The organism is Janthinobacterium sp. 64, assembly GCF_002813325.1.
Taxonomy (GTDB): Bacteria; Pseudomonadota; Gammaproteobacteria; order Burkholderiales; family Burkholderiaceae_D; genus Janthinobacterium.
Map to the genome: position 1 here is coordinate 4867141 of NZ_PHUG01000001.1, position 13358 is coordinate 4880498.

The 13358-nt window shown below is 61.0% G+C and carries 13 protein-coding genes; 6 read left to right on the forward strand and 7 right to left on the reverse strand.

The annotated features are described in order from the left end of the window. Positions 1-45: 45 nt before the first annotated feature. From nth to CLU91_RS27960, 3 genes are read right to left on the reverse strand one after another with little or no spacing between them, the layout of a single operon-like run. Positions 46-693 carry an endonuclease III gene (gene nth, locus CLU91_RS21490; RefSeq protein ID WP_100875750.1) on the reverse strand — a complete coding sequence of 216 codons (648 nt, stop codon included), beginning with the start codon at positions 691-693 and terminating at the stop codon, positions 46-48. Next, the gene (gene rsxB, locus CLU91_RS21495) at positions 690-1424 is read right to left on the reverse strand and encodes an electron transport complex subunit RsxB (RefSeq protein WP_100875751.1); all 735 of its coding nucleotides are present in this window, start codon (positions 1422-1424) and stop codon (positions 690-692) included. Before rsxB ends, nth begins: the two co-directional genes overlap by 4 nt. Then, positions 1421-1744: a hypothetical protein gene (locus tag CLU91_RS27960; RefSeq protein ID WP_157814754.1), complete on the reverse strand. Its 324-nt coding sequence runs from the start codon at positions 1742-1744 to the stop codon at positions 1421-1423. The genes rsxB and CLU91_RS27960 overlap by 4 nt, the downstream gene beginning before the upstream one ends. Before the next feature lie 43 nt (positions 1745-1787). Between CLU91_RS27960 and CLU91_RS21500 the strand changes: the two genes are divergently transcribed. The 3 genes from CLU91_RS21500 to CLU91_RS21510 all read left to right on the forward strand — a co-directional run bounded on the left by CLU91_RS21500 (position 1788) and on the right by CLU91_RS21510 (position 5949). Next, entirely contained in the window at positions 1788-2528 is a 741-nt protein-coding gene (locus CLU91_RS21500; RefSeq protein WP_100875752.1) for a substrate-binding periplasmic protein, read from the forward strand. A gap of 126 nt (positions 2529-2654) precedes the next feature. Next, complete coding sequence (locus CLU91_RS21505) at positions 2655-5219, forward strand: TonB-dependent receptor plug domain-containing protein (protein ID WP_100875753.1); 2565 nt, start codon at positions 2655-2657, stop codon at positions 5217-5219. A 46-nt stretch (positions 5220-5265) separates the two neighbouring features. Further along, positions 5266-5949 carry a DOPA 4,5-dioxygenase family protein gene (locus tag CLU91_RS21510; RefSeq protein ID WP_100875754.1) on the forward strand — a complete coding sequence of 228 codons (684 nt, stop codon included), beginning with the start codon at positions 5266-5268 and terminating at the stop codon, positions 5947-5949. 64 nt (positions 5950-6013) lie between these two features. On the opposite strand, the gene CLU91_RS21515 is transcribed toward CLU91_RS21510, so the two are convergent. The 4 genes from CLU91_RS21515 to CLU91_RS21530 form a co-directional block, all read right to left on the reverse strand. Further along, positions 6014-7234, reverse strand: coding sequence for a polyhydroxyalkanoate depolymerase (locus tag CLU91_RS21515; RefSeq protein ID WP_100875755.1), 1221 nt, complete (start codon positions 7232-7234; stop codon positions 6014-6016). 274 nt (positions 7235-7508) lie between these two features. Continuing rightward, positions 7509-7832, reverse strand: a complete 324-nt coding sequence (fdxA, locus tag CLU91_RS21520; RefSeq protein ID WP_010395176.1) for a ferredoxin FdxA — start codon at positions 7830-7832, stop codon at positions 7509-7511. Between the two features lie 334 nt (positions 7833-8166). Beyond that, positions 8167-8454 (reverse strand): protealysin inhibitor emfourin, encoded by a 288-nt coding sequence (locus CLU91_RS21525; RefSeq protein WP_071079214.1) that lies wholly within the window; start codon positions 8452-8454, stop codon positions 8167-8169. Between the two features lie 105 nt (positions 8455-8559). Beyond that, entirely contained in the window at positions 8560-9957 is a 1398-nt protein-coding gene (locus tag CLU91_RS21530; RefSeq protein WP_100875756.1) for a hypothetical protein, read from the reverse strand. 199 nt (positions 9958-10156) lie between these two features. Between CLU91_RS21530 and CLU91_RS21535 the strand changes: the two genes are divergently transcribed. The 3 genes from CLU91_RS21535 (at position 10157) to proW (ending at position 13349) form a co-directional block, all read left to right on the forward strand. Continuing rightward, positions 10157-10441, forward strand: coding sequence for a polyhydroxyalkanoic acid system family protein (locus CLU91_RS21535; RefSeq protein WP_100875757.1), 285 nt, complete (start codon positions 10157-10159; stop codon positions 10439-10441). A gap of 572 nt (positions 10442-11013) precedes the next feature. Further along, positions 11014-12246: a glycine betaine/L-proline ABC transporter ATP-binding protein ProV gene (proV, locus tag CLU91_RS21540; RefSeq protein WP_100876850.1), complete on the forward strand. Its 1233-nt coding sequence runs from the start codon at positions 11014-11016 to the stop codon at positions 12244-12246. Beyond that, positions 12243-13349, forward strand: a complete 1107-nt coding sequence (gene proW, locus CLU91_RS21545; RefSeq protein ID WP_100875758.1) for a glycine betaine/L-proline ABC transporter permease ProW — start codon at positions 12243-12245, stop codon at positions 13347-13349. The genes proV and proW overlap by 4 nt, the downstream gene beginning before the upstream one ends. The last annotated feature ends 9 nt before the right edge of the window (positions 13350-13358 follow it).

A 13358-nucleotide genomic window follows, 5' to 3' on the forward strand; every position in this document is an offset into this window, starting at 1 on the left:
GGCAGTAGAATGTCAAAACGGCCCCTGTGGGCCGTTTTTTTTGCTTTACACCACGGCCGGCATCGGCGACTTGTCCTTGTAATCGCACAGGTCGGCAATCATGCAGTTCCAGCATTGGGGCTTGCGCGCCGTGCAGGTGTAGCGGCCGTGCAAGATGAGCCAGTGGTGGGCGTCGTGCAGGAATTCCTTGGGTATGAATTTCAACAGTTTTTGCTCGACGATATCGACATTCTTGCCTGGCGCGATGCCGGTGCGGTTCGAGACGCGGAAGATATGCGTGTCGACCGCCATCGTCGGTTCGCCAAACGCCGTATTCATGACCACATTCGCCGTCTTGCGGCCCACGCCGGGCAAGGCTTCCAGCGAGGCGCGGTCGCGCGGCACTTCGCCGCCGTGCTGCTCCAGCAGGATCTGGCAGGTGGCGATGACGTTTTTCGCCTTGGTGCGGAACAGGCCGATGGTGCGGATGTAGCTGGTCAGCTCGTCCACGCCCAGGGCCAGTATCTTGGCTGGCGTATTGGCGACCGGATACAGCAAGCGGGTGGCTTTGTTGACGGACACGTCGGTTGCCTGCGCCGACAGCAGCACGGCGATCAGCAGCTCGAACGGCGTCGTGTATTCGAGTTCCGTTTTTGGCGACGGATTGGCGGCGCGAAAGCGCGTAAAGATTTCCAGGCGTTTGGCGGCGTTCATGCGTCTTTTTTCGGCGTGTTGGGGGCGGGCGGTTCGGTCTGTGCGGCGGCGCTGGCGGCGGCCTTGGCGCGCGCGCGCTCCATGGCGGCGGCGATGATGGCGCGCTTGCGTTCCTTCTCCGCCTGTTCATCGGGCGTGACGGGTGTTTCCTGCGTCACTTCCTGCATCTTGGCGACGGCCTTGGCGGCCAGGCGCGCTTCGTTTTCTTCGCTTTCGCGGCGCAGTCGCTGCGTGCGGAAATCGTGGCGCGCGCGCGCATCGTCCGCCTCGGCCTGGCTCCAGGCATCCCAGCCCGTGGCGTCGCCGCTGACGGGGTACATGACGATGCAGTCGACGGGGCAGGGCGCCACGCACAGATCGCAGCCCGTGCACAGATCGGTGACCACCGTATGCATCTGCTTGGCGGCGCCGACGATGGCGTCGACGGGACAGGCCTGGATGCACAGGGTGCAGCCGATGCACAGCGATTCGTCGATATAGGCGACAGATCGCGGACGTTCGAGGCCGTTGACAGGGTTAAGTGGAATGACTTTTTTGCCCAGCAAGCCGGCCAGGCGCACGATGCCCTGTGCGCCGCCCGGTGGGCACTGGTTGATGTCGGCATTGCCGGCGGCAATCGCTTCCGCATACGGGCGGCAGCCGTTGTAGCCGCATTTGGTGCATTGCGTTTGCGGCAGCAAGTCTTCGATCTGGTCGGCAAGTGAGGGAGGGGCAGGATGCGGCACGGTCATCTTCGATACGGTAAAACGCCATTATCGGCCATCCGGCGCGCGCACAAGTAAAAACCTGTTTCGTGAGAGGGATAAGGTGCGCCATGGCGAGCTGTTGCAGGCGCGCCGCAATCGTATTTTATTTCCTGTGGGAATGTCAAAGTGAAAATAAACAACTTTGCAATTTCTTTTTTTTGTGGGAGCATGATTTTTATCAAGCCTGTGATCAAAAAAACCGACCGCCAGTCCTGTTGCCGCGCCAGCATTGCAAGGTGCGCCAGGCCATAGGAGCCAAACATGCGTTTCCTCCGGACAGTTGGTTTGCCCTTCTGTTTGCTCATGCACTCTGCACTTGCCCTTGCGCACGGGCAGGCAGGATCTCCCATGGCGGTGCCGGGCGCTGCCAGTTCGCGCATCGTCCGTTTCGCGGCGGAAGACTGGCCGCCCTTCATTTCTCACAGCCTGCCTGCCGATGGCATGTCGGGCGCCATGGTCAGCGCCGTCTTCGAGCGTCTCGGCTATACAGTCAGGTATGAATATTTCCCCTGGAAGCGCGCCATGCAGTTCGGCCTGGCCAGTCCCCGCTACGCCGGCTTCCTGGCCGTCTGGCGCACGCCCGAACGGGAAAAACTCTGCCACTTTTCTGTTCCGGTTGGCAATACACAGGGGGTGTTGGCCTACCTGAAGGAGGATGGCGCGCCCGGTACCACCCTGGCCGAACTGGGCCAGCTGCGCATCGGCACCGTGGCCGGTTATTCGAATGGCGAGCAGTTCGATGGCATGGTGGCGCGTGGCGAACTGAAGACGGAAGAGGGCTTGAACGACGCGACGAATCTGAAGAAACTGTTCATCAAGCGATATCGCGTGATCGTCATCGAGCGCCACGTTCTGCAGCACTTGCTGATGGGACGCAACTTCAGCAAGGCCGAGCGGGAACGCATCGCCATTATCGATACCGTCTTCAAGGAGCGTCCCGTGCATGTGTGCTTCCAGCGCACCGCAGACGGCGCGGTGCAGCAAAAGCGCTTCAACGAGGCAGCGCGCGATATCGACACGGCCCGCCTCGAACGCGATTACTGGAAGCGGCTCGACCAGAGCCTGGCGACGGCTCCACCGCATCTCTGATCTGTCGCGCCACTGTTGTTCGTTGCCAAAACGAAATATCTAAATACGAAACCATTCGTTCTTGTTTGTTTGTCCATCCTTTAGTCTGCAACCACTGTGTTGACGACTTTGAAAGGATGTTTTCGTATGCTGGAACTGATACACAAGCACTACCCCGCACCCCGTCTGCGGCAACTGGCGCACGCCGTCTCGGTGGCCTTGCTGGCGCTGGCAGCGCCCGGCGTGGCGCATGCGCAAGCGGCGCCGGATGGCGCTGGCGCGTTGAGCGTAGCGCCGCTCGATGCCGTCATCGTCACGGGCGCGCGCGGCACGGGCCGCACGGTGGCCAACAGCGCCGCCCCGATCGACGTGATCAGCGCGCAGCAATTGCTGGCCACGGGCAAGTTGAATTTGCTCGATGCGCTCGATACGGCCTTGCCATCGTTTAACTTGCCGGCCCGCGTACAGCCGGACCTGGGCAGCATCGTGCGCGCCGGGCAGCTGCGCAACCTCGACCCATCGCATACCCTGGTGCTGGTCAATGGCAAGCGCCGGCATACGACGGCCATCGTCAATGAAGATGGTTTTCCCGGTTCCGTCGCCACCGACCTGGCCCTGATCCCCACGGGCGCCATTGCCCGCGTGGAAATCCTGCGCGACGGCGCCTCGGCCATCTACGGCTCCGACGCCATCGCCGGCGTCATCAACATCATCCTGAAAGCGGATGACAAGGGCAGCTTCAGCACGCTGCTCGGTTCCACCTACGATGGCGACGGCACGAACGGTTCCGTGCGCATCGATGGCGGCACGCGCCTGGGCGAACACGGCTTTGCCCACTTCGGCGCCGAAGTCCAGCGCCAGGGCATCGCCGTGCGCAACTTCGGCCTGAATCCCGGCTATCTGTCGTATCCGGCCGTGCGCAACAGCGATGGGCAACTGGTGAAATTGGGGCCGAATAACAGCTTGCCGGCCGGCGCTACGCCGAACCCGGCCGAAGCGAACCGCAACAGCAATCCATGGCGCAATACGGGCGTGCCGCAAAGCACGACCGCCTCGCTCAGCGCCAACGTCGGCTATGACGTGTCGAACGCGGTGCAACTGTACGGCTTCGGCACGTATGCGCACCGCAATGCCCGCTCGGCGCAGAATTTCCGCCTGCCCAATACCATTTTCAATAACAACAAAGGCTTGCTGGCCGTGTATCCGGACGGCTTCACGCCGTATGAAACGACAAGCGAAAACGATGTTGCGCTGACGGGCGGCATCAAGGGCGAGACGGCGGGCTGGTCCTGGGACCTGAGCACGACGTATGGCCGCGACGATATCGACGTGGGCGTGGAGCACTCGGCCAATTACTCGCTGACTTATCCTGGTGGCAAGACCGATTTTGACATCGGCAACCAGCGCTACAGCCGTTCGACGACGAATGCGGACGCGCGCCGTCCCGTGCCACTGGGATTGAGCGAGCCGGCCGACCTCAGCGTCGGCCTCGAGTATTCGCATGAAACGCAGCAGCGCAGCCCGGGCGAGCCCGCTTCCTGGCAGGGCAGCGGCTCGTCGGCGCTGGCCGGCTACCTGCCCGTCGATGCGTCCGACACGGCGCGCCACAGCTATGCCGCGTACATCGGCCTGGGCGCCAAACTGACGCCGCAATGGCTGCTCGACACGGCCTTGCGCGCCGAGAAATATTCGGATTTCGGCAGCAAGACAACGGGACGATTGTCCGCCCGCTATGACGTCACGCCCACGGTCGCCGTGCGCGGCACCGTCAGCAACGGTTTCCATGCGCCCAGCCTGGTGACGCAAGCGTATTCGAACACGTCCGACCATGCGGGCGTTCCCTACACACTGGCCCAGCCGAATTCGGCCGCTGCCCGGGCCTTGGGCGCGCAAGCGTTGAAACCGGAAAAATCGACGAACCTGTCGGCCGGGCTGACCTTCAATCCGACGCCGACCCTGCGCCTGGCCCTTGATGCGTATCAAATCAAGGTCAGCGACCGCCTGGGCGTGTCGTCGAACATCGGCATCGACCGCAGCTCGGGCGTGGCGCTCGACGGCAGCGGCCGGCCGCTGACGGCGGCGCAAGCGGGCGTCATTGAAAACCTGCTGCGTTCGGCCGGTTTGACGGTCGGCAATGGTCTCGTCGCGCATTACTTTGCCAACGTGGGCGATACGCGCACGCGCGGCATCGATTTCACGGCGGAAGATGTGCTGCGCGTGGCCGAGGGCAAGCTGCGCTGGACGGCGGCGGCCAATTTCAACCATACGAGTCTGCTGGGCAAGGCGGCACTGCCGGCCGTGCTGCAAGGCTTGCCGAATATCGGCACCCTGAGCAAGTCGGCCGAGTACGACTTGCTGTACCGGGCCCCGCGCGACAAGGAGATCCTTACCCTGGCGTATGAAAGGGCGGGTTGGACGTTCAACCTGCGCGAGACGCGCTACGGCAAGCTCAAGCGCCTGAACGCCATCACGGGCGGCGATTACCAGCTGAAAGCCGCTTTCGTGACGGATGTCAGCGTCGGCTACGACGTCAGCAAGCGCATCAACGTGACGGTGGGCGCCAACAATGTCTTCGACCAGAAGCCGGGCCAGTTGCCGCGCGCAGCGCGCAGCGCGTCGAGTCTGGCGCAGTACACGGGCGCGTATGACAACTCGGGCCCATTGGGCGTATTGGGCGGCTACTACTACGCCCGCGCCACGGTTCACTTTTGATCTGCCGTCTTTACCTCCACACTTATCATCAAGAACAGGAAATGCCATGTCTGACAACACGCAACACGCGGCCATCGATCTGGAATGGGCCAATCTCCTCTCACCGCAACGCCGCACGGTCTTGCGCGGCGGCGGACTGGTGGCGGCGCTGGCCGCTTCCGGCCTGGCGGGAACGGCCCTGGCGCAAGATGGCGCGGTAAAACGCGTCAAGCCGCCACCTGGTAAAAGCCCGTGGGGCGAGCATACGGATACGGCGCCCACGCCGCGTCCCGTTAGCGTGCGTCCGGGCGAGGAAACCTTGCCGGGCAAGCCGCGCGCCTACACGGATATCGAGAGTTATCACGCGCATATCTATTTTGATGAAGACAGTTACCAGAAGGCGGCGCTGATACGCAAGTGGGCGGCCGAACGCTTCCAGATCGAACTGGGCGACTGGAACCTGGAGCCGCGCGGCCCGCACGTGACGCCCTCGTTCTATTTCGGCTTCACCAATGATTTTCTGCCTGTGATCGTGCCGTGGCTGCAGCTCAACAGCCTGGGCTTGACGATATTGATCCACCCGAATACGGAAGATCCGCGTGCCGACCATCTGTATTACGCCCTGTGGGTGAACCGTTCGCAACCCGTGAATGGCTATGCGATGAAGAAGCCGGGGCCGGGCGAGCCGCGAGTCGAGCAGATCTTTGTCAATACGCGGCCGACAGTGAAAATCGAAACGTCGCGCGCATGAGCTGGGCATAAAAAAACGCCACGCAGTGTGAACTGGCGTGGCGTTTTCATGGAGATGCTGTGTATTAGCCGTGTTTCTGGATGAATTCGCCGATTTTCGGGCAAATGATCTCGCGCCAGCGGCGGCCCGAGAAGATGCCGTAGTGGCCGCATTTCGGCGCCACGAAGTCTTGTTGCATCTCGGCTGGGATGCCGGAACACAAATCATGCGCCGCCTGCGTCTGGCCGGCGCCGGAAATGTCGTCCAGTTCGCCTTCTACCGTGAACAGCGCCACGTTCGTGATGTCTTGCGGACGCACCAGCTGGCCGCCCACTTTCCAGGTGCCCATCGGCAGGCTGAATTCCTGGAACACCGTTTTGATGGTTTCCAGGTAGTACTCGGCCGGCATGTCCAGCACGGCGTTGTACTCGTTGTAGAACTGGCGATGGCCTTCCGCCGGTTCGTCATCGCCCGTCACCAGGTGCATGTAGAACTCGCGGTGGCTTTGCGCGTGGCGGCCCGGATTCATGGCGATGAAACCGGCGTGCTGCAGGAAGCCCGGATAGACCTTGCGGCCAAAGCCCGGGTAGTTCGGCGGTACCGCGTAGATCACGGTGTTTTCAAACCACGAGAATTTCTTTTCCGTCGCCAGGTTGTTCACTTGCGTGGGCGAGCGGCGCGGATCGATGGGGCCGCCCATCATGGTCATGGTTTTCGGCATGTGCGGATCTTTGGCCGTCGCCATCAGCGAGATGGCAGCCAGCACGGGCACGGTCGGTTGACAGACGGAAATCACGTGCAGGTCGGGCGCCAGCAGGCGGATGAACTCTTGCACATAATAAATGTAGTCGTCCAGGTGGAACGGGCCTTCCGTCAGCGGTACCATGCGCGCGTCCGTCCAGTCGGTGATGTAGACATCGTGCTCGGCCAGCAAGCCGCGCACGGTGTCGCGCAGCAGGGTCGAGTGGTGACCGGACAGGGGGGCAACCAGCAAAACTTTGGGCTGTTGCAAACCAGTGGTTTCTTTTTTGAAGTGAATCAGGCGGCAAAACGGTTTAGTGACGACAACGTGTTCGCGGATGTCGACGCTCTCGCCCTGGACGAGAACGGATTTGATGTCGAATTGCGGTTTTTCGTAGTCTTTGCCAAGGCGGTACATCAGCTCGTAGCCGGCTGCGATGCGTTGCGAAAACGGAGTGTGGGCCAGTGGGGAAACCGGGTTGGTAAATAACTTGGAGGACATGTCTGCCCATTGCATCACCGGAGTGAGGAAAGAGCGTTGCAGTTCGTGCAGTTGGTAAAGCATATAGAGTCCTTGTTTAATTCCAAGCGCCAATATCGGCTCAAATATCATAATCCAATTTTACGATATTTGTTGAGGACAAAATGTGCTTTACCACGCATAGGTCCATAGTTTGCGCATCGATGTGACAGCGCGCCACACTTGCGTGGATAGACCTGCAACGATGTTTTAAAAGCAAAAAAAGCAGCGTTTCCGCTGCTTTTTGTACATTTATTTGCCGCTACGCCCGGCGGGGAGGGTGATCCCCGCTGGAATGACCGCCGCAACTGCCGTGCGCTTAGCGCACCAGCATGTCGAGCTTGTCCTTGACGTCCTTGTATTGTTCGGCTTCCGGCAAGGCAGCCTTCGTCTTGGTGATCGAAGGCCAGTTGCGGGCCAGGTCGACGTTGATCTTGATAAAGGCTTGCTGGTCGCCCGGCACGTCTTCTTCCGCGAAAATCGCGTTCACCGGGCACTCTGCCACGCAGACGGCGCAGTCAATACATTCGTCCGGATCGATCGCCAGGAAGTTCGGGCCTTCCCGGAAACAATCTACCGGGCAGACATCGACGCAGTCGGTGTAGCGACAGGCGATGCAGGATTCGGTGACAACGTGGGTCATAACAGTCCTATCAATTTTTGGGGGAGGTGCTGTAGCGCCTGCAGGAACCTCGGCGGCGCATACTAAAGCAAAGCATTGTATTTTAAGGCAATTCGCTATTTCTCACAAATCCCGCTTATATACAATACGTATAAGCAAATTCATTTTTTCGCGTTGCCGTTGCCGCGCAGAGAGTGCAATTCAGCGACTATCGGGGACGTTGCCATGACGAACGCGGCAAGAAAGCGACAGTCGCCCGATGCGGCAGGGTGCAGGACGGGCCATGTGTTGACTTGCCGTGTGGTGTTTTTGTTTTACTCAAATCAAGATAGACACCAAATACATGCCAGAAAAATCAGGCGCTGGCACGTATTTGCGTCAGCAACTGTTGCCAACGTGCATTTTCAGCACTGCCATCCTCGGCAAACGTGATGGTGCGGCGCGCGGTGGGCGCGTCGACGGTGATCTGCCAGCGGGGGATATCGGCACCCAGCTGTTCGCCCGTGGCTTGCTGATGGGTGAAAAAGCCGCTGCTGGCCAGTGCCGCTTCCAGCCCGGGGCCAGCCGGATGGGCTTGGGTATCGATGTCATATTGTTCGCTCAGGCCGGCAAAGCCGCCGCTGCTGCGGGCTGAAATTTTCATGCTGTTCCTTGTTGTGGGTGGTGGTGTGACGCGCCACGGCCTCCCGCTGTTCGGGCTGGCTTGACGCGGGCGCACTGGTGCGTTGCTGCACTGTGTACTGCACGTTTACCGGGCGCCGTAACTGCGGCACCAGGCGGCCAGCGCTTCGCGCTCCGCTTCCAGCAATTGATCCGACTCGCTGTATTCCGCATGGTTCATGGTACCGCAGCAGGCGCGCCTGTCTTGCACTGCGTCGTCCCCGTCGACGACGTCGGCGGCAAAGCTCATCTGGCCATCTTCTGTCATGGCATTGGCCTTGAGCACTTCGCGTACGGTAAAGCTGTTGCGGATGTAGTCCAGATAGGCATCATTGCCGTCGGCCGCGGCGATCGTCAGCATGTGGCCAGCCACATCGGCATACGTGGCGGCTTGCTCGGGCGATGCTACCAGGGCGCGCAGGACGAGGCTGCGCAGGTAGTCGCCGCAGCGGTGCAGCACGGCCGCGTCGTCTTCCAGCTGGGGGGCGCGTTCATGGGCAAAGATGTCGGCCAGGATGTCGTAGATGGCGCCCGTAAACACTTGCGAGATGGCGTGCACTTCCGTGCCTGCTTCCGACAACTTGATGTCGTTGTCGGCATTGCGCAAGCCGTTCGGCCGGCCCAGGGCCAGGCCGAACTGTTCCGCCAGGTCGGCCAGAAACGTTTTATCGTGCAGGTCGGACTTGGTTTGGGCGATCACCGCTTCCACCTGGTCCAGCTGCGACAGGGCCAGGAAGATGGCCGTCAGGTCGCCGAACGATTCGTGCAAGCCGCCCGTTTGCGGCGGATTATTGCTGAGCAGCCAATTCGGTTTCAGGCCATCGAGCACGGCGTGCCCCGTTTCATGCGAAACGATGTCGAGCGAGCGGCAGGTGTAGACGCGCTCGGTGGCGCCGCTGGGAATGAAGTCGCCGAACTTGAGCGCCTTGTCGCTGCGGCTGTAATACGCGTTCATGACGTTGGGCAAGCCGTGCGGGAACACGCGCAGCGGTGCCGTATTGCTGGTGCTATTCCATTGCCAGGGCAGGGGCGGCGCCGTGTCGTTGCTGGCCAGCGCGCGCTGGTACATGGTGAGCGTCATGCGCACGATGGCAAAGGTGTGCACGGCATCGAACTGGTCTGTGTTGGGCGAGACGATGAAGTCGCCGAAGGCATTCGGGCTGACCTGCGCGATGCCCGGTTCGCCAAACGTGATGCGCGCGTCGCGCGGGCCTTGCAGGATCAGGCCCGGCAAAAAGCTCTTGCGCGTGCCCAGTTCGCTGACGGACGGGTCTTGCTTCCAGATCAGCACGCGCGAACCGACGGGCACGGCGGCCAGATTGCGTGCCGTTGCCTCGCTCAGGCGGGGCGGGCCCGGCTGCAAGGTCAGTTGCGCATTCTTGCGGTGCAGGCGGTACGGCGCCGAGGGGGTCGGGACGTAGCCGACGGGCAGGGACACGCATTTGGTCAGCACGGCTTCGACCGGCACGATGACTTTCTGGTCCATGGTAGCTCTCCAAGATACGCGCAGCTGGAATGGGAATAGTCGTCCCGCTTCGGCGTGTCCGGTTTGATACCGCGCAAACGAGACGCGGACGGCGGGCGTTTTTTGCCAGTCCAGTGCCTGCTGCGGCCGCGCCTGCCGCATCGTGGCTGGTATGATGCTGGCCGTATGGCCCCCGTTTTTATAATAAAAGGATCGTTTGATGGCGGATATAAATATAGTTCAGCAACATAAGCTGACAGCAGAAAAGGCGCGTGAAGCGGCGCAGCAAGTGGCTGACAAGCTGGCACAGGAATATGACCTGGCGTGCGCCTGGGATGGCGATGTGCTGCGCTTCGAGCGCAGCGGCGTCGATGGGTCGCTGACCCTGGAAAAAGAGCAGGCGCAACTGCAAATCAAGCTGGGCTTCATGCTCAGCGCCTTTGCTTCCACCATCGAAGGCAAGATTGCCGAGAAGATGCGCAAGGTGTTTGCCGAGCCAGTTTGATCCGCTTGTCTGGCGCCATGTTTGGTGCTAGGGAACGTGTTGCGGTGATGGGCGAAAAGACGATGAAAACACGTCGCTTTTCGCCTTTTTCACGTCTGACTGTACGCTGGCGAACATTGCTATCACATTTCTATTTGGAAAGCTATTGGACTTTGGTGTCTTTTTACGTTATACTTGAGTCATATTTACAACAGCTACACCGCGTTTCACCCTCTGCTTCGCAGTACTCCCACTCACTCAGTGGTGAATAATTCTTCGGGTTTTACACCCGCATCCATTTAAAAGTAGCTTGGTCGATTTTTTTTCGGTCAAATACATTTGGTGCCATGTATTTGCATGGCGCTAGCGTTGTTAAAAGTCCTGAACCACAGCCTCTTTTAGCACGCACACGGCACCCCGGCACCGGCTTTGGCCATCCGCTGGTCACACGCGTGTCACCCCCTGTTATCTGTCGCTCCCGTGCGCTTTTTGCGCCGTGGCGTAGCCGACGCAGCAGGGTTTGCTGATTCCCGCCGCAAGCTGGCAGCTTGCTGGGTTTCATTCCATTCGTCAAATCGAGGGAGAACCACATCGTGGCAAAACAAATCATTATCGACCATGTATTCAAAGTGTTCGGCGACAAGCCAGAAGAAGCACTTGAACTCGTTCATCAAGGCGCCAGCAAGCAGGACATCCTGGCCAAGACCGATTGCACCATCGGCGTTTTCGACGCCACCTTTACCATTGAAGCGGGCGAGATCTTCGTCATCATGGGCCTGTCCGGTTCGGGCAAGTCGACCCTGGTGCGCATGCTGAACCGCCTGATCGAGCCGACCGCCGGCCGCATCCTGATCGACGGCAACGACATCAACACCTTGCCGGACGCCCAGCTGCGTGCCCTGCGCCGCAAGGACATCAGCATGGTGTTCCAGTCGTTCGCGTTGCTGCCGCAAATTACCGTGCTCGACAACACTGCCTTCGGTATGGAACTGGCGGGCATGCCCAAGGCCGAGCGCCATGCGCTGGCCCAGCAAGCGCTGGAGCAGGTGGGCCTGGACGGCTACGGCGCCAGTTATCCCGACGAATTGTCGGGCGGCATGCAGCAGCGCGTGGGCCTGGCCCGTGCGCTCGCTTGCGATCCATCGATTTTGCTGATGGATGAAGCGTTTTCCGCGCTCGATCCGATTATTCGTACGGAAATGCAATCGGAACTGCTGCGCTTGCAGCAAATCAAGCGCCGCACCATCGTCTTCATTTCGCATGATCTCGACGAAGCCATGCGCATCGGCGACCGCGTCGCCATCATGAAAGACGGCCACGTGGTGCAAGTGGGCACGCCGGAAGAAATCCTGCGCAAACCAGCCAACGATTACGTGCGCAACTTCGTGCGCGGCGTCGATGCGGCGGCCGTCTTCAAGGCCAGCGATATCGCCCGCAAGAGCCAGATCGTCGTGTCGGAATCGCCGAGCCGCGGCTCGCGCGCCGCGCTGTCGATGCTGGAAGAGCAGGATCGTGCGTTTGCGTATATCGTCAATCCGCAGCGCAAGTTCCTTGGCGTCGTGTCGGCCGATTCGCTGCGCAGCGCGCTCGACGGCCATGTTGGTCCGCTGGGCCTGGCGCATGCCTACCTGCCCGACGTGCAAACCATCAATGCAGATGAGCCAGTCGCCGGCCTGTTCGGCCAGGTGGCGCAACTGCCTTACGCCGTCCCTGTGGTGGCCGATGACGGCAGCTTCCGCGGCGCCATCAGCAAGACAACCTTGCTGAAGTTCCTCGACCGCGACACGCCAGCCATAGCCGAACAACAACAGAAAGGACAAGCATGAACCCAAGCACCGTTTCCACAGTAGAAGCTGTTGTTGAACAGCCAGCCGCGCAAATCAATCCCTGGGCGCTGACGCCGCCGACCGACGCCAGCACCGCCTGGCTGGACGCCGCCGCGCCTGCCGTGCAGCCGGAACATGCGACCGGCTTTCACCTGACGCAGATTTTCGACGGCTCGCTGCCGCTGGAAAGCTGGATCAATCAGGGCCTGGGCTGGGTGGTCGCCCATTTCCGTCCTTTTTTCCAGGCCGTGCGCGCGCCGATCGACAGCGTGCTGTCCGGCGTGGAAGGCGTGCTCCTGGCGGCCCCGTCGCTGACGGTGATCGCCATCATCGGCTTGCTGGCGTGGCAATTTACCAGCCGCACCCTGGCCATTGGCACCGTGCTGGCGCTGCTGGTCGTGTCGATGCTGGGCATCTGGCCGGAAGCCATGACGACCCTGTCGCTGGTGCTCACTTCCCTGGCGTTCTGTCTGGCCATCGGCTTGCCGTTGGGTATTTTCCTTGCCAGCAGCGACCGCGCGCAGAATATCCTGCGCCCCCTGCTGGACGCCATGCAGACGACGCCTGCCTTCGTCTATCTGGTGCCGGTGGTGATGCTGTTTGGTATCGGTAATGCGCCAGGCGTGATCGTGACGATCATCTTTGCCCTGCCGCCGCTGGTGCGCTTGACCAACCTCGGTATCCGCCAGGTGCGTCCCGACCTGATCGAAGCGGCCCGCGCCTATGGCGCCTCGCCGTGGCAGTTGCTGACCCGCGTGCAGTTTCCGCTGGCCATGCCATCGATCATGGCCGGTATCAACCAGTCGCTGATGCTGTCGCTGTCGATGGTCGTGATCGCCTCGATGATCGCCGTCGGTGGCCTGGGTCAGATGGTGCTGCGCGGTATCGGCCGCCTGGATATGGGCCTGGCAACCGTCGGTGGCCTGGGCATCGTGCTGCTGGCCATCACCCTGGACCGTTTGACGCAAGCAATGGGCCAGCCACGCCGTGGCGTGCGCCACTGGTATCAGACGGGTCCTGCCGGTTTCGTGCTGCGCCTGGTGCGCGGCAATACGACGAAAAATAATGTTGCACAGCAAGCAACGCTGGCCAACGCACAATAAAGGAAGCAC